The 16,896-nt window shown below is 38.9% G+C and carries 18 protein-coding genes; 6 read left to right on the top strand and 12 right to left on the bottom strand.

Annotated features, from left to right (window positions below; genetic code table 11):
• Nucleotides 1-4 precede the first annotated feature (4 nt).
• Nucleotides 5-358: a YtxH domain-containing protein gene (locus DZB84_RS17630; RefSeq protein ID WP_116353628.1), complete on the bottom strand. Its 354-nt coding sequence runs from the start codon at nucleotides 356-358 to the stop codon at nucleotides 5-7.
• A gap of 6 nt (nucleotides 359-364) precedes the next feature.
• Nucleotides 365-844 (bottom strand): low molecular weight protein-tyrosine-phosphatase, encoded by a 480-nt coding sequence (locus DZB84_RS17625; protein WP_116353626.1) that lies wholly within the window; start codon nucleotides 842-844, stop codon nucleotides 365-367.
• Between the two features lie 292 nt (nucleotides 845-1,136).
• Between DZB84_RS17625 and DZB84_RS17620 the strand changes: the two genes are divergently transcribed.
• Both DZB84_RS17620 and DZB84_RS25010 read left to right on the top strand, forming a co-directional pair.
• Nucleotides 1,137-1,364 (top strand): DUF1128 domain-containing protein, encoded by a 228-nt coding sequence (locus DZB84_RS17620; protein WP_099361144.1) that lies wholly within the window; start codon nucleotides 1,137-1,139, stop codon nucleotides 1,362-1,364.
• Nucleotides 1,365-1,746: 382 nt separating this feature from the next.
• Nucleotides 1,747-1,890, top strand: coding sequence for a hypothetical protein (locus tag DZB84_RS25010; protein ID WP_189655291.1), 144 nt, complete (start codon nucleotides 1,747-1,749; stop codon nucleotides 1,888-1,890).
• Between the two features lie 59 nt (nucleotides 1,891-1,949).
• Here DZB84_RS25010 and treC read toward each other — a convergent pair whose 3' ends face one another.
• From treC to DZB84_RS17605, 3 genes are all read right to left on the bottom strand, one after another.
• The gene (gene treC / locus DZB84_RS17615) at nucleotides 1,950-3,638 is read right to left on the bottom strand and encodes an alpha,alpha-phosphotrehalase (protein WP_116353625.1); all 1,689 of its coding nucleotides are present in this window, start codon (nucleotides 3,636-3,638) and stop codon (nucleotides 1,950-1,952) included.
• Nucleotides 3,639-3,899: 261 nt separating this feature from the next.
• On the bottom strand, nucleotides 3,900-4,271 hold the full coding sequence (locus DZB84_RS17610) for a DUF488 domain-containing protein (protein WP_116353673.1): 372 nt from the start codon (nucleotides 4,269-4,271) through the stop codon (nucleotides 3,900-3,902).
• 58 nt (nucleotides 4,272-4,329) lie between these two features.
• On the bottom strand, nucleotides 4,330-4,701 hold the full coding sequence (locus tag DZB84_RS17605) for a DnaJ family domain-containing protein (protein ID WP_116353623.1): 372 nt from the start codon (nucleotides 4,699-4,701) through the stop codon (nucleotides 4,330-4,332).
• Nucleotides 4,702-4,974: 273 nt separating this feature from the next.
• Between DZB84_RS17605 and mreBH the strand changes: the two genes are divergently transcribed.
• Nucleotides 4,975-5,982, top strand: a complete 1,008-nt coding sequence (gene mreBH / locus DZB84_RS17600; RefSeq protein ID WP_116353622.1) for a rod-share determining protein MreBH — start codon at nucleotides 4,975-4,977, stop codon at nucleotides 5,980-5,982.
• 126 nt (nucleotides 5,983-6,108) lie between these two features.
• On the opposite strand, the gene DZB84_RS17595 is transcribed toward mreBH, so the two are convergent.
• Nucleotides 6,109-6,828: a TerC family protein gene (locus DZB84_RS17595; RefSeq protein ID WP_116353620.1), complete on the bottom strand. Its 720-nt coding sequence runs from the start codon at nucleotides 6,826-6,828 to the stop codon at nucleotides 6,109-6,111.
• Between the two features lie 257 nt (nucleotides 6,829-7,085).
• On the opposite strand from DZB84_RS17595, the gene DZB84_RS17590 reads away from it, so the two are divergent.
• The gene (locus DZB84_RS17590) at nucleotides 7,086-7,502 is read left to right on the top strand and encodes an SRPBCC family protein (protein ID WP_116353618.1); all 417 of its coding nucleotides are present in this window, start codon (nucleotides 7,086-7,088) and stop codon (nucleotides 7,500-7,502) included.
• Nucleotides 7,502-7,870, top strand: a complete 369-nt coding sequence (locus tag DZB84_RS17585) for an ArsR/SmtB family transcription factor (protein WP_116353616.1) — start codon at nucleotides 7,502-7,504, stop codon at nucleotides 7,868-7,870. The genes DZB84_RS17590 and DZB84_RS17585 overlap by 1 nt, the downstream gene beginning before the upstream one ends.
• Nucleotides 7,871-8,139: 269 nt before the next feature.
• Here the strand turns inward: DZB84_RS17585 and DZB84_RS25005 are convergent, their stop codons facing one another.
• The 5 genes from DZB84_RS25005 to DZB84_RS17565 form a co-directional block, all read right to left on the bottom strand.
• Nucleotides 8,140-8,280, bottom strand: a complete 141-nt coding sequence (locus tag DZB84_RS25005; protein WP_189655290.1) for a hypothetical protein — start codon at nucleotides 8,278-8,280, stop codon at nucleotides 8,140-8,142.
• A gap of 68 nt (nucleotides 8,281-8,348) precedes the next feature.
• Nucleotides 8,349-9,443, bottom strand: a complete 1,095-nt coding sequence (locus DZB84_RS17580; protein ID WP_189655289.1) for an ATP-binding protein — start codon at nucleotides 9,441-9,443, stop codon at nucleotides 8,349-8,351.
• A gap of 211 nt (nucleotides 9,444-9,654) precedes the next feature.
• A complete protein-coding gene (locus DZB84_RS17575) occupies nucleotides 9,655-10,335 on the bottom strand; it encodes a Na-translocating system protein MpsC family protein (RefSeq protein ID WP_116353612.1) in 681 nt (226 codons plus the stop codon).
• A gap of 143 nt (nucleotides 10,336-10,478) precedes the next feature.
• Nucleotides 10,479-11,168: a Na-translocating system protein MpsC family protein gene (locus tag DZB84_RS17570; RefSeq protein ID WP_116353610.1), complete on the bottom strand. Its 690-nt coding sequence runs from the start codon at nucleotides 11,166-11,168 to the stop codon at nucleotides 10,479-10,481.
• 227 nt (nucleotides 11,169-11,395) lie between these two features.
• A complete protein-coding gene (locus tag DZB84_RS17565) occupies nucleotides 11,396-12,724 on the bottom strand; it encodes a polysaccharide biosynthesis protein (protein ID WP_116353609.1) in 1,329 nt (442 codons plus the stop codon).
• A gap of 248 nt (nucleotides 12,725-12,972) precedes the next feature.
• Between DZB84_RS17565 and DZB84_RS17560 the strand changes: the two genes are divergently transcribed.
• On the top strand, nucleotides 12,973-14,529 hold the full coding sequence (locus DZB84_RS17560; protein ID WP_116353607.1) for an ABC-F family ATP-binding cassette domain-containing protein: 1,557 nt from the start codon (nucleotides 12,973-12,975) through the stop codon (nucleotides 14,527-14,529).
• A gap of 23 nt (nucleotides 14,530-14,552) precedes the next feature.
• On the opposite strand, the gene helD is transcribed toward DZB84_RS17560, so the two are convergent.
• Nucleotides 14,553-16,853, bottom strand: a complete 2,301-nt coding sequence (gene helD / locus DZB84_RS17555) for an RNA polymerase recycling motor HelD (protein WP_116353606.1) — start codon at nucleotides 16,851-16,853, stop codon at nucleotides 14,553-14,555.
• Nucleotides 16,854-16,896: the final 43 nt, after the last annotated feature.

Here is a 16,896-nt window from a genome sequence, read left to right as displayed (position 1 = left end):
CTTTTCACCTCTCTATATTATCGTCCCTCATACCTTCCGTTTTATTAGAAATTGCGTCTTTCGTTTCTTTCACAGCTTCAACGATTTCTGGTGTCGTTTCGACGATTTCATTTACCCTTGAGGTCACGATGCGAACGTCCTCCGCTACCTGTTCAATTGTTGTACGAACCGTGTTAAATCGGTCTTTAACAAGCTCTGTATACTCCTGCGGATTTTTCATCACATCTACTGCTTTTCGACTAACTCTTTTACTAGTATGTAAAAACTGCTCTCTTGTTTCCTTATCGAATAAAGAAATCGCTGCTCCAAGGACAGCCCCAACGACCATGCCTTCCACCATCTTATTGCGTTTTGCCATTTTGGATTACTCCTTCCCAACGAAATTTTCTTTTTTTATGACGTCTAAAAGACGCTTGCATCCATCGCTTACTAGCTCGTACGTTTCATCAAAATTCCCGGTATAATATGGGTCAGGTACATCGGTGACCTGGCTGTCTTCTACGAAATCGAGAAGCCTTTTAATCTGACCCGTTTTGGCTGTACCAGTCATTCTTTTTAGATTCTCTAAATTATCAGAGTCCATTGCAATAATATAATCAAAATGTTCAAGATCCTCACGGATTACCTGGCGCGCCTTAATCCCTTCAAAAGACACTTTATATTTAGTTAATATGGTTTGCGTGCCTTTATGTGGAGGATGTCCAATATGCCAGTCACCAGTACCCGCTGAATCTACTTGAATGTCATTGGTGAGCCCTTCCTTTTTAACCATATCTCGAAAAATGGCCTCCGCCATCGGTGATCTGCATATATTCCCTAAACACACAAATAATACTTTAATCATTATGTAAATTCTCCTTCATGTTCTTTTTTTCCGTATGCTACCATAATCAAATACGCCAAGGCGTATTTGCGCCCGATTTTTTTCGAGTTTACTCGAAAAATTTCCGCTGAAAAATCGTGGCATCCGCCGGAGGCTTTTAACTTTATTCAGTCACAGTTTACCACCCCCACAGATTCGTTACAATTATTCATTGTCCCCCACTTAAAAAGAAGAGGTTTTCTACTGAATAAAGTTAAATAATAGCAGAAACGTGTTACAATAAGAATACACTGAAAATTGAAAGGATGAAAACATGGATCTCTCACAAAAGTCGGTCGAAAATGTAGAGTTTATGATTGAAAAAATCAAAGAAAAGCTGAAAGTGCTTAACATCGGTGCCATTAAACCTTCTCATTTTGATGAAGAAATGTACGAGGAATTAAAGGACATCTACGACCTCACCATGAAAAAGAACTCATTTAGCCCGAACGAAATGCAAGCACTCGTCGAAGAACTCGGAAGCTTACGCAAAAATAAATAATACATAGAATGGCGGCCATGTCGGTCGCTTTTTTTGTTTAGGTTGGTTTTAGGGTGATGCAAATGTCTGTCGGTGCATACTTTGGCGGTGAAATGCATATAAACGCAAAAGGACGCATAAATTCACTCGTTGACGCAAATATTGGCAGGACGACGCATTTATCCCGCAAAAGGGCGCATATCCTAACGAACTGACGCATATCTCCACCAAAAGCACATTTGTCCACGAAGACACAATTATCTTATTTCTAATTTTCAGTCAATAACTCCTCCACCATGCATATACGTATACAAAGGGGCATATTTGTATCACGGGACGGGTGTCCCACTATTACTTCCTTGTTCTACCGCCTTATAGCCCCAATCTAAAGGGGGGAATACACATGTTAGGACTATGGCTAACGCTTATTGGAATAGCTGTATTGTATTTTATCTCCGCTGGATTCTGGTTTTACTTTGTTGCAACCTCGATGGACAACGATGATTCCACAAGAATTGACCCGCTGCCCAAAGATCAAGATTTATAAAAAAGCCACACCCAATCGCGGGCATGGCTCTCACAGTGTAGGCTAACGTCTACACTTTTTTATTTTGCGGTTAAATGAAACACCACGGATTCATAAGGGCGTAAGTTGATTCCGTTTGAAATATCAGTTTGGGAGTCTCCATAGTTGGAAATGAGAAGATCCGTTGTGTAATTTTCAATCTCAATGTTTTCAGGAATTTCGAATGTAGCTTCCTTCCCATAAAAATTATTGACAACTAGAAGCTTCTCCTTTTCTCCGTTTCTTACATATGCAAAGATTTGCGGGTCTTCATCGAGTAATAGTTCGTAATCCCCGTACGTGATAATATCGTATTCTTTGCGTAGCTTAATCAATTTTTGATAATGATAAAAGACGGAGTTTTTGTCCTCTAATGCGTTTTCCACGTTAATGGTTTTGTAGTTGTCAGCGACATTGATCCACGGTGTTCCACTTGTGAAGCCAGCATGCTCAGATGCATCCCATTGTACAGGTGTACGTGAATTATCACGTGATTTATGCTTTAAAATCTCAATGATTTCTTCGTTGCTCATGCCCTGTTCTTTTTTAATGTTATACATATTCAAGGACTCGACATCGCGATATTCTGAGATATCCTCGAATTTCGGATTGGTCATACCGATTTCTTCCCCCTGATAAATATAAGGAGTACCTTGCATCATATGAATCGTTGTCGCAAGCATTTTCGCTGATTCTGTTAAATACTTACCATCATCCCCATATCTCGATACAATACGAGGTTGGTCATGGTTGCACCAAAATAGCGCATTCCAGCCCCCACCATTATGCATTTCCACCTGCCAGGTCGAAAGGATTCTTTTTAACGCTTGGAAGTCAAAATCGGCAACGGTCCATTTATCCCCGTTTGGATAATCGACTTTTAAATGATGGAAATTAAAGGTCATACTTAGCTCTTCGCGTTCAGGATTCGAGTAATTAATACAATCGTCAATTGTTGTTGAAGACATTTCTCCAACCGTCATACTATCGTATTTCGAAAAAACCTTCTGATTCATTTCATGCATGAATTCATGGACACGCGGACCATCCGTATAAAACTTTCGTCCATCGCCAGGAGGCACTGAACCATCGTCATCAGGGAAGCTTGGGTCTTTTGAAATTAAGTTGATGACATCTAGACGGAAGCCATCTACCCCTTTTTCAAACCAGAATGTCATCATATCATAGACTTTTTGACGAACTTCTTCGTTTTCCCAATTCAGATCGGCCTGTGTCACATCAAAAAGATGGAGGTAGTATTGACCCGTTTTTTCATCATACTCCCAGGCATTTCCACCAAACTTAGACTCCCAATTATTTGGCGGTTGGCCGTCTTTAGGGTCCTTCCAAATATAAAAATCTCGATATGGATTATCCTTTGATTCACGAGATTTCTTAAACCATTCGTTTTCAGTTGACGTATGATTGACAACGATGTCCATAATCAGTTTAATGCCGCGAGAATGAGCTTCTTCAAGCAAGCGGTCAAAATCCTCCATCGTGCCATATTCTTCTTGAATTGCAAAATAATCACTTATATCGTACCCGTTATCTCGTTGCGGGGATTTGTAAATTGGCGTTAACCAAATAACATCAATACCTAATGCTTTCAAATAGTCGAGTTTTTCGATGATCCCTTGTAGGTCACCAAGACCGTCACCAGTTGTATCATTAAAACTCTTTGGATAAATTTGATAAACGACAGACTTCTTCCACCAAGGCTGTTTCAACTGCTACACCACCATAAATAATAATTTCTTGTAGTATTTCATAAATAAAAAACTTTATTTATAATAGTAGTGTAACTTGTATATACAAGTTGGTCAAATTTATTACTGGTGTGTAGAGCAGGTACTTTGTATAGTGAGAGGCTATGATTCCTCATTTACTGCCGCTAATGTAAAAATACTGCCATTATCTGAAATTTACTGCCACTATTCTAAAAATACTGCCGCTATTCTAGAAATACTGCCACTAACCCATTTTTACATTTATTGTTCCAATTCACGCTCCAGCACTTCCTTCAAGACAACCGCCTGGTTATGCATTTCATCCTTTGCACCAAATAGAAGAGTCACTTTTTCTTTCTCGATCATGCGTAGTAATTCCTCGATTGCCAATCTTTTCTCATCGTCTTCCTGTAATTCTTTTATGTACTGCTCTTTAAATTCTTCAAATCGTTCAGGTTTGTGGTTAAATTCCTTGCGAAGCTCCGTGCTTGGGGCAATTTCCTTCATCCACAGATCAAGTTGTGCTTTGTCCTTTGAAATACCTCGTGGCCAGATGCGGTCCACTAATATCCGTTTACCATCTTCCTCACTAGCAGGTTCATAAATCCGTTTTAACGCTAAATTTTCTATCATCACTGTCTTTCACTCCTAAAAGAAAAGGGCAAAACGCAATGTTTTGGCCCCCTCTACTTTATTTAAACTTGTTATGCAATTTCATTTGATAGTCTTTGAAAACCGCTGAATGCGAGGTCTTTCTATTTTTTAAGATTTGATTTAAGCGAAACTGTTTTTCGTTTAGCTTTTTCTGATAGATAACTCGTTGCTCCTCATCTTCACAATTATCAAGTAAGTTCTCAATGGTGAGTAGCTCTTTTTTAATCTCCGTTTCTTCATTAATGAAGCCAGAGTTTTTCATGACACGATAGGCCATGCGAAGATCCTCTGGAATCGCGGAATCATCATCAAGCTTAAGCGGCTTTCCGTATCCAGGAAGGTTGTCAAATTCCCCATCCATATACGCCTTGCGAATTTTATCCTCAGATATAATACTTGAAAAATCCATCGTCTTCACCCTCCTTTTTGGAGTGTTTCATCTATTACTATTTTACGTGTATTTTGAACAAATTGCCATTCTTCACTTATATTTCTCCTATGTTTCATTTTTTACAATATGACAACAACCCCCAAAAATCGACACATTTTCATGAATTCTTATAAGGTGAAGTAGGTTAATATGACTACTCATCAATTTTAAAAGGAATAGCTTAAATATTTCGGACGAATGTTTCATGGCTATTAGTATATAACACCAAACTCTTTGAAGGATGGAGATAATATGTTTTCAAATACGGAAATAGGAATTGATTTAGGAACTGCAAATATTTTGGTATACACTAAAAATAAAGGCATCATTATTAATGAGCCATCCGTTGTGGCTATTGACACGGAAACTAACAATGTCATTGCTGTTGGTACAGATGCAAAAAGAATGATTGGAAAAACACCTGAAAAAATCGTGACAATTCGCCCTTTACGAAAAGGTGTGATTGCAGACTTCAACGTGACAGCTGACATGCTTCGCCATATTATGAAGAAAGTTAGTCAAAAAATTGGGTACTCGATTCGCAAACCGAATGTGGTCGTTTGTACACCTTCTGGGTCAACCTCTGTTGAGCGACGTGCGATCCAGGATGCGATTAGACAATGTGGCGCTAAACAAGTTTACTTAATCGAAGAGCCAGTAGCTGCTGCAGTTGGTTCAGATTTACCTGTTGATGAGCCAGTAGCCAACGTAGTCGTTGATATCGGCGGGGGGAATACAGAAGTCGCGATTATTTCCTTTGGCGGCGTAGTAACGTGTAACTCCGTGCGAATTGGTGGTGACCAGTTTGATGAGGATATCATTCAATATGTACGAAAAAAATACAATGTCTTGATTGGGGAACATACCGCCGAACAGATTAAATTTGAAATCGGATATGCCCTTATTGATCATGAAGTAAAAACAATGGAAATCCGAGGTCGTGACCTTGTTACAGGTCTTCCTAAAACCATTACCTTACGTTCAACCGAAGTGCAAGAAACATTAAAAGAGTCATTACTTCATATTTTAGAAGCAATTCGTGCAACATTAGAGGATTGCCCACCAGAATTAAGTGGTGATATTGTGGACCGCGGGATCATTTTAACAGGCGGCAGTGCGTTATTAAATGGTCTGCAGGAGTGGCTTAGCCAGGAAATCTTTGTTCCTGTCCACCTTGCTCCAAACCCGCTTGAATCAGTTGCCGTCGGAACAGGCCGTTCCCTAAGCATCATCCACAAACTTCACAAAATTGCAAAATAAAGACCAAAGGGACGGTTCTACCGGTCCCCTTTCAAGCATCAATTAGGAGCCACAGGAACCGTCCCTGTGGCTACGTTTATGTAATAGAAAAAGGCCAAATCAGTAATGATTTGGCCTTACGTTTTATTATGCTGTATGTTGTAATGCTTCTCGTTTTGCTGCGATTTTTTTGTTTTTTGTATATCCAAGTCCTAGGACAAGGATGGTTAATACTGCAGCGATTAGGTATGTTACAGGTCCATGTTCAATGTGAAGGAAGTTTGTTAGCCCTTTATCCTTAAATACCATTTCTCCTGCAGTCCAGGCAAGAATACCCGCACCGATATAAGCAATCCAAGCAAATCTGTTCATGGCTTTTACAATGAATTTAGAACCAAAGATCATAATCGGAATACTGATAAGAACCCCAAGTGCAATCATTCCAATGTGTCCGTCTGCAGCACCTGCAACCGCAACAACATTATCAAGACTCATTACCGCATCGGCCATGATAATCGTACCAATTGCTGCCATAATACCATTTGAAGACTTCACATGTGCTTCTCCCTCATCTTCAACCAATACCTTATAGGCGATGAATAGAAGTAGTACTCCACCAATCACATTCACAAATGGAATTTTTAATAAGTACACAATGACAGCTGCAAATAAAATACGTAAAATAACAGCCCCTGCTGTTCCCCAAAAGATGGCCTTATTTTGCTGATCTTTCGGAAGGTTTCTAGTTGCCATTGCGATTACAACAGCATTGTCTCCAGATAAAATAATATCAATTGCTATGATTTTTAATAAAGCGATTGTCGCTCCAGAAGAGATAGCTAGTCCAAGAATTGATAGCATATCCATAGGGTAATTCCCCCTCAATTAATATAGTAAAATAGTTAAATTTTCATTACATAATCTAGCATACTCCTATTTTTTGTCACTTTCAATATTTGAACTGAGAATCTTGCTTACAAAACCGCCACAAATATCCAACGTTTGATTTTTATAAATTGCACATACTATTGTAATATAACCTTCTTGACATAACACCTTTTGGTTTCATATAATCTAAATACGAAACCAAATGGTTTTATTTTATTTTAAAAGGAGAATGATTTATGGCAACTGTACCTGATATAAAACAAACAGTATTAATCGAAGCACCAATTCAAAAAGTATGGGATCTTGTGTCGACTGGAGAGGCAATCGGAACTTGGTTTATGCCAAATGACTTGGTCGCTAAGGAAGGACATGAATTTCATATCCAATCTCCATTCGGACCTTCTCCTTGTAAGGTGTTGGAAGTCGACCCACCACATCACCTTACATTTTCTTGGGATACTGACGGCTGGTATGTGGAGTTCCTATTAAAAGAAATTGACGGTAAAACAGAATTCACCCTCATTCATGGTGGCTGGAAGGATTCTGAAGAGATCATCGGAAAAGCCAATCGAACAACTGCTGAAGTTCGTGAAACAATGAATGGCGGTTGGGCAGGTATCGTACAAAAACTGCGTCAGGTGGCGACAAATTAGTGTCAGAATCAGCTCAAAAATATGATGTATTCCAAGCGATTGCTGACCCAACACGCAGAGAGGTACTTCGTCTTCTTTCTAAAAAGGAACTGCCCATTTCGGAAATCACTAGTCATTTTTCAATGAGCCGAACGGCTGTAGCAAAGCACCTCCACATTCTTTCTGAAGCAAATTTAGTGAGTGGTCAGAAAGTCGGAAGAGAAAAACGCTATCGCCTTCAGCCTGAATCTTTTTCAGAGCTACACGAATGGCTTTCCTATTTCAACCAATTCTGGAACAACAAGTTATCAATGTTGAAGCATATTGCTGAGAATGGCACAGATGTTGGGTTAAAAGTAGTGAAGTCGTTAGAATCAGATGATAAGTGAGTTAGAAGATCCGATGAAGAACTTTCATATGGGATGCGGGTGCGTTTGAGTTAGGGTCTCATAGCCTTGATGAAGAGGATTTTGATGAAGGTTTTAGTTCGATTTCCTCTTCATAGCCTCGATGAAAAGGATTTTGATAAGGGGCTGAGTTCACTTTCCTCTTCATTGCCTTGATGAAGAGGATTTTGATGAAGGTCTTAGTTCGATTTCCTCTTCATTGCCTTGATGAAAAGGATTTTGGTATAGGTCTGAGTTCGATTTCCTCTTCATTACCTTGATGAAGAGGATTTTGTTGAAGGGCTGAGGTTGGTTTCCTCTTCATAAATGAGATGAAGGACTTTCCGCTCAAGCCCAGGCCGTGTTCGGTCCTTCATCCCACCAATGAAAAACTCTGGGCGCACAATTTCCACTTGCATTCACCCCTTTACACCCAAGCCTTTCCTCACCCAATATTCCCCAAAGCAACGCAAAAAGGTCTTCAGCTGATTTGAAGACCTTCTTCGATAATAGGCAATGATATTTCTACGGTTGTTCCTTCGTGTTCGACACTGTCGATCGTCATTTGGCCGCCGTGTTCTTGAATGATGTTTTGGCAAATCATGAGGCCAAGTCCGGTTCCTTTTTCCTTTGTGGTAAAGAAGGCCTTACCAATCTTCGAAAGCTTGTCTGCCGGTATTCCAGGACCATTGTCAGAAATTCGAATCATCGCATTTTCGCCTTTGGAATACAGTGAAATATCGATGTGCCCCCCGCTTTCAATCGCTTCAATGCTATTTTTCAAGATGTTAATAAAAACCTGTTTCAGCTTGTTCTCCTCACAATGAATGAACGCGCCTTTGAGATCATGATAGGCGGTCTTAATTTGGATATTGTGGAGAATCGCCTGGGTGTCTAATAAAAACACAACTTCATTGAGCACATTTGTGATTTTTTGCTTTCGCAATTGCAGCTTTTTCGGCTTTGCGAGCAACAGCATCTCATCGACAATCGTATTAATCCGATCAATTTCAGATACCATTATCTCAGAATAGGCGTTTGTTTTTTCAGCCTGTAAAAGCTGAGCAAACCCCTTTAAGCTTGTGAGTGGATTTCGAATTTCGTGGGCGATCCCAGCTGCCATCTCCCCCACCATTGAAAGCTTATCAGTCTGTTGAATGAGTTCCTCGCTCTTTTTTACCTCTGTTATATCCCGGATAACTATATATTCACAGCTTTCTCCTTGAAAAGTAATTGGCATCATTTTTATTTCCACAATTATTTCGCCCAGTGCAGGATGGTCAATTTTCCCCTCCGTGATCTTCTTAAATTTATGTCCTTTTTCAACTTTCCTCGTCGTTTTTTCAGGATTGTACTGAATAAAATCATAAAGTGAATGCCCGATGGCCGACTTCTCATCATCGGCGCCAATTAAAAATTTACCCGTATCATTGATATAAATGATTTTCCCATCGCGTTTTAGCAGAATCGCATAAGGTGCATTTTCTACCAAAAAGCGGAACTCTCGATTTTTTCGTGATTCATAAATCGATAAAAGTGAACCGATGAGTATAGTCAGTAACAGATAAGGTTCCAAACGATTCAACATTCCTACGTAAAAAACTTTACCCAAAATCAAAATTACACAACATAAAAAAACTGCAAAATTTAATGCTTTCCATCTTCTAATTCCCATTTATTTCCCAACCTTTTCTTTATTTTTCCTAAAAAATGAAAAAAACCTAACTCCAATAGAAGTTAGGTCATGACGAAGGCGTGTCTAAAAGACATCCTCACATTTACCATCTTTATTTTAAAACAAAGCAAATTAAGCTGTTATCATTTTTAAAATTCCAGTCAATAAATATGTCGGTAACTGGTCGATGAAATAGTTGATCAAATTTTCCGTAGCGGTGGAAATAGCTTTTTTCAAGTTCGTCCTTTGTAAAATGGAGTTCATTTTTAAAGCCTGCCTCGATTAACGCTTTTTCAATTGGAACCAAGATACCCTCACGCTTCACGATAAATATTTTCGGAGAAATTTGAAAACTAAAGATATAATCCGGTGTCTTTTCTACAAGTTGACTAATCCGAGCGACTTCCATTTCAAGAAGTGAATAATTGACTTCGCTGTTCTTCTCCATTGGCAGTAAAGAATCAACTAATTCTGCGATAATGACGCCCGTGTTATTCGGAAAATTCCAATCATGAGAAAAAGTTTTTACCTCTGTTTCAAGAGTTACCTGGAATACACCCTTTAGTTCGGCTAAAATGCTTTTAATTACAACATCCCTTGCATGATCGACCTGAATAACCTGATTTTCCTGTAAAAGGACCTCTTCCATCGGAGAGACAAAACCACGTATATGCAGGACTAAAAAGCGATCTGCAGTTACTGCAGAACACGATTCGGGTCCCCTCCCAAATTTATTTCGGAGGAGTTTGCTTGTGTAACTGCTTATGTATTTCAATTTTTCTTGTAAATTCAAGTGATTCCCACCTTTAGAGAATTCACCACAATAACCAATGACTTCATATTCATCAGCCTTAATTATTGTAGCATTGTTTCCCTTTCAATTCCATGTTTACCCTATAGTGTAGGCTAGTTTGGTGGGAATTATGAAAACAACCCTTACTTACAGTAAAAAATTTTATAGTTTTCATCTTTTTCGTAATCCCAAATCATAAAAATATCTTGAATTTCATTGTTGATGATCTTATTAAATCGATGTCTATTTGCATAGTATCTTTTCCGGATCGTAATTTCTCTTTCCTTCAGGATGTGCATACCTTTTTCGATAAGGATTCTTTCGATTGGGAGTATATAGCCAGCGGTCCTTATGATATAAATCTTTTCACCCATCTTTGTTAAACTCTGTTCGTTTGGTTGATATTGATAAAATTCACTTTGTTTACTGATTTCTTTTCGAAGCAACATAAATTCAAGTGAATTTCCTACATCAATCTTCTGTTCTGAGTTCATGACAGCAAGCAATACCCCAGAGTTTTTTTGGAAATTCCAGTCTTGGTATAGGTTCGTGATCGGTTTATCACATATTTCTCCCAACGTTTCCTGTATTGGATCCAAAAGTTCCTCCGTGATGTGTGTTCGAATCTTTCCGGCAGTCGCAAAATCTTCTTTCTTTACAAGTTCATGTTCAATCTTTGTCATAAACTTTTTAATATGAATGACAATATATTGATCTGAAATGGACGTAAAACAAGTTTCTGGTCCTTTTCCAAACTTTGATTTTATTAGTTTACTCACATAGCTGCTAATGTGCGTTAATTCTTCCTGTTTTGTAATGTTTCTCATTGACATGCGAACCCTAATCCTCCTAAAACACAATAAAAAATGGCCTAACTTCTACACAAATAGAAGTTAGGCCATGGTTAGACTTAATCGTATTCTACCATTTACCAATCTTTACGAAATGTATTATTAAATTTTACTAGTCAAATTTATCCATAAAAAACGTGATTAATGACTGCTAGACATTAATCTTGCTCATTATATCACGAAGTTAATTCAATAACAAACAAATTAAATCATGCCGGTGTCCCCAAAAATTTTGTTGAAATCACGGAGACGCCAATCTTTCTACAAATGGTGACGTAATGCATCAAGGCAAGTAACACGGCACCCATATTCATTCCGATAATGATCCCTTCCATTTGGAGTGTTTGGAGAGAACCTAGAGCGAACATGATACCAAAGGACACCACGGTTGACCAAACATTATGGATGAACGCATCCTTCACTAATCCAAGTCCAATCAAGTACGCCTGCATCGGAATTAAGAAGAAATGGAATAAGAAATAGGGCCATAGCATTTGCAGATAAACAGTCGCTGACGTTGATTCAAAGAAAATATGGGTAAGTGGCTCCGCGAAATAATAAAAAATGACACAAGCTGGAATGCCGTATAGAAAGGTTATTCTCATCACCTGCTGAAGCAAGGATTGTAGCATCGACATATCACGCTTTGCATATGCTTCAGACACCGTTGGGATTAACACAATAAGTAATGAATGTGCGATGAAAGCTGGGAAAAAGCCAATCGTTAAGGCGACTCCTGTCATTAATCCAAAATGCTCGGTAGCCACATCTATAGACATACCCGCTTTTAATAAGGCTGCTTTGATCAGAAATGGTTGAACTGCATGTGAAATGGCATGAAATATTCGCATCCCGGTAGTCGGCAAGGAAACAGCTAGTAGATTTCGCCGTACTATTTTTCCAGTTAAAGATGATGTTGGTCTATGACCCAATCTACGGTAGTGAACAATATACTCAAAGCCTAAATATCCAAACACGATTAAATCACTTGCGACAATGGTACATAGAGCGATTAAAATGGATGTTTGGATTTCAAATTCAAGCAATTGATAAATAAACACTAACAAGATTAATTGTACAGCCTTACGCAGGAAGTTTGCGAAGGCAATGTGTCCCATAGATTGAATTCCCATAAAATAACCCCGGGCAATCGATAAAAATGAAACAATCGGGATAAAGATAATGACTAACCATTTCACAAATGGATGGTAATCATCGAATAACGGTATGACCGGTAAAATGATAAATGCCAAGGACATAATAATGGCTGTAAATACTGTTGTTAAAACGGTCGCATGTTTTAACATGCTACGGTGGTACCTGTCCTCTTTCTCGGCAATAAATTTTGAAATCGAAACGGGCAACTCAAGACTTGCCAATATGACAACTAAAAAAATAGATGGCAGGATGGTCATATATAATCCCATTCCATGCCCACCAAGCTCCTTTGCCAGAACGAGATTGATTAAAAATTCCACACACTCTCCAATAAACGCTGCAATAACCAATAACAATGTCCCTTTAAAAAATGTCTTCATCCTGTAGCCCCTTATTTATTTTTTTCAGTACTATATAAATATGAGACAAGTCCGCAGATTATATGACGAAAAGAAAAATTTTACTTTACTTCTAATTAAAGTCCCTTTCCAACCCCTTCATTTCTCGTTTATAATCGGTATATGTGAACCACAGGGACGGTTCTACTGGTCCCTATTTATTTAAATTTTTTGAAAATGAGGGACCAGTGGAACCGTCCCCCTGGTCCCTAGAAAAAGGTGTTAAATAGATGAGTATATTGACAGTTTCTAATGTGAGCCATGGTTTTGGTGATCGTGCAATTTTTAATGATGTTTCGTTTCGTCTTTTGAAGGGTGAGCATATCGGGTTAATTGGGGCAAATGGTGAAGGTAAATCAACGTTTATGAATATCATCACTGGGAAACTTGAGCCTGATGCAGGTAAGATTGAATGGTCAAAGAATGTACGTGTTGGCTATCTTGACCAGCATACTGTCCTTCAAAAAGGAATGACGATTCGTGATGTGTTAAACAGTGCTTTTAAGTATTTATTTGATATGGAAGCAGAAATGAATGAGCTTTACGGAAAAATGGGTGAAGCCACTCCTGAGGAGCTCGAAAAAATGCTTGAGGATGTTGGAACAATCCAAGATACCCTAACAAACAATGACTTTTACGTCATCGATGCAAAGGTCGATGAGATTGCCCGTGGATTAGGCCTTGAGGATATCGGTCTTGAGCGTGATGTTCAGGATTTAAGTGGTGGTCAACGTACCAAAGTCCTACTTGCGAAGCTATTGCTTGAAAAGCCAGACATTCTATTATTGGATGAGCCGACTAACTATCTAGATGAACAGCATATTGTTTGGTTAAAACGTTATCTCCAAGAATATGAAAATGCGTTTATCCTGATTTCACATGATATTCCATTTTTAAATAGCGTTATTAACCTGATTTACCACATGGAAAATCAGGAGCTTACTCGCTATGTTGGGGATTATGATAACTTCCAGAAGGTGTACGAAGTGAAGAAGCAACAGCTTGAGTCTGCATATAAAAAGCAGCAACAAGAAATTTCTGAGCTAAAAGACTTCGTTGCCCGTAACAAGGCACGTGTTTCCACTAGAAACATGGCAATGTCTCGTCAGAAAAAGCTTGATAAAATGGAAGTTATTGAACTGGCAAAAGAAAAACCAAAGCCAGAATTCAATTTTAGAATAGGCAAAACTTCAAGCAAACTTATCTTCGAAACGAAGGATTTAGTCATCGGGTATGAGGAACCACTTTCAAAGCCGCTTAACCTTCGCATGGAAAGAGGTCAAAAGATTGCATTGGTGGGGGCAAACGGTATCGGGAAAACGACGCTGCTCCGAAGCATTCTCGGTATGAATAAGCCACTTTCCGGAACAGTTGAGCTTGGTGAAAATCAAGAAATTGGCTATTTCGAACAAGAAATCAAACAAGCAAACTATAATACATGTATTGAAGAAATTTGGAGTGAATTCCCTTCCTTTAACCAATATGAGGTTCGTGCTGCACTTGCTAAATGTGGTCTTACAACAAAGCATATTGAAAGTAAGGTTGAAGTGTTAAGTGGTGGCGAAAAGGCGAAGGTACGTCTTTGTAAGCTAATCAACAAAGACACAAACATCCTCCTTCTTGACGAGCCGACAAACCATCTTGATGTCGACGCGAAGGATGAGTTAAAACGTGCGCTAAAAGAATATAAAGGAACCATCCTCATCATCTGCCATGAGCCAGAATTTTATCAAGATGTCGTAACAGATGTGTGGAATGTTGAATCTTGGACAACTAAAGTATTTTAATGAAAGAAACGCAAAGCACCTAATCAGGTGGTTTGCGTTTTTTCATACAATTCCTCATTCACTTTATCTAACAGAAAATTGGTCAGGTCAGTCCCGACAAAATGCAATCGGTGTAACGGTCGAGTCATAGATACGTAAAGGAGCTTGATGTCAATTTCATTGTTATAAAATTTCTCCTCATTTGAAAAGACAATCACTGCATCGAATTCTAACCCCTTCGACAGATGAGAACTCACAACCACGACTTCTTCCCTTTTTATCTCTTCATTTTCTTTTAAAAGTTGAACTGGCAGGTCACTATATTTTTTAAGGGCTTTCGCTACCTTCTGACACTCATTATTTGTCTTCCCGATGATTGCCACTGTTTTCATATTTTCATCGTAAAGATTTTTTATTATCTCTGTGAGTGCATTCACGGTTTCTTTTTCTGTACCGCTCATTTGATGAAAAGCCGGCTTCTTACCATGTCGTACAACCGGCTCAACCATTGGTAAATCTAGTTCCAACAACTCTAGTAACTGATTTGCCGTGTTCATAATTTCAATGGTGGTCCGGTAGCTTTTTTGTAAAGTTTTATAGGTCGCTCGAGGAAAGATGTTATCAAGAACCGGCTGCCAATTGTTAATCCCTCGATAGGAATGGATTCCTTGCGCTAAATCGCCCATTATCGTGAACATATCCGTTTCAAGAGCTGTTTTTAAGGCCGCTAACTGAAAATAGCTATAATCCTGTGCCTCATCAATGACAACATTGCGGGCCTTAAGTTCCTTCTTCACTCCGTACAACTTTGCCTTCAAATATAGAAGCCCTGCTAAATCCTCAAGCTCGTATTGCTTCGATTTTTGGAGCTGTTTTTGATAATCCATAAAAAATTGAATTTGCTCGTCGGTCAGGAACCCGGAAGCGTACGTAGGAAAAAGCTCCGAAACAAACCTATTAAAATAATAGAAGACATCATGGTGTGGTAGCTTTTTTATATAGGCGTTCACTGCTGTACGAGATTGCTTCGTGATTTCTTCGACGAGTTCAGCTTTTTTATCAAGAGCTTTCGTCACATAACGACGACGTTTTTCCGCATCAATTTTTGTTTTAAACAAGACGTTATCAAGCTTATCATCATAAAACTTCGTAACCTTATGAAGCATATTCTTTTTTTGGAGACGAACCGTATTTTGAAGCACCTTTTTCACCTTATCAATCCGTTTATAATAAGGAAGATAGCGATATTCATAGGTCATTAAATGGTGAATATCCCTTGCTTTGTACAGGCGAAACTTTGAGACAAAGAAATCCTCCTGCGGCAGCAGGGAGCTTAAAATATCCTCCACATAATGTTCAAGCATATCCCGGTATTCAAGTGAACCTTTAAATGCCGAAATCCACTTAATCATGTCAGGATTTTTAAATTCTTTAAGGATAAAACCAAGCAGTTTGCCTTCGGGCTTTGTGAGCTTAATCGGCTTTCCAAGACACTTTTTCACATAGTCAACATAGGTTGTCTGTTGAATATGATCCACACCGAGTTCTGGCAGAACCTCTGAGATATAATCGATAAAAAGTCGGTTTGGTGCAAGAATCATCAGTTGGTCTGGTGAAAAATACTCCGCATAGGTGTAAATAAAATACGAGATTCGGTGTAGGGCTATCGTTGTTTTCCCACTTCCTGCTGCTCCCTGTACAATAATTGGCTTGTTCAGATCAGCACGGATGATGTTGTTTTGCTCTTCTTGAATGGTGGACACTATGTCAGTTAGTCGATTGCTTGCACTTTCAGATAATGACTTTTGAAGAAGTTCATCCGTCGTTGTTAAATCAACATCCCGAATTTCAGCAAGCTCTCCCTCTTCAATGATGAGCTGACGCTTTAAGGATAAATATCCCTTATATTCCTCACCCTCGGCTTCATACGAGACTTCCCCAAGGCGCCCATCATAATAAATATTCGCAACCGGTGAGCGCCAGTCTACAATAATCGGAAGCTGGGTCTCCTTGTCAAAAAGTGAAACTTTTCCAAAGTAAAGAATTTCTTCACTTCCCGTTTCTTCCCGTTTAAAATTAATCCGGGCAAAATAAGGCTTGTTCCTGTTTCTCTTCAGGTTTCGTACCTCTTCGTTCGTCCTTCTTAGCAAGGTTGAATTCGTTAACATGTTTAAGTAGCTCAAACTACTATCTTTGAAGTCAACACCATCAAGGGCACCCTTCAAGTTTTCGCGAAAGCTTTCCTCGGTTGACTCTGAAGCCTGAATGACAATATCCATATACTTTTTCGTAAAATCTAACCGCTCTACCTCTACCTCAAAGTCTGGGTGCTTCTCCTCCGTCATCCAACCACCTCCATCCTATGCCCTATTGGATATGCATAATCAA

The sequence above is a fragment of the Bacillus sp. HNG genome, from assembly GCF_003400205.1.
Classification (GTDB): Bacteria; Bacillota; Bacilli; order Bacillales; family Bacillaceae_L; genus Ferdinandcohnia.
Note: the sequence above shows the minus strand (reverse complement) of the source record. Positions and strands in the feature narration are given on the sequence as shown.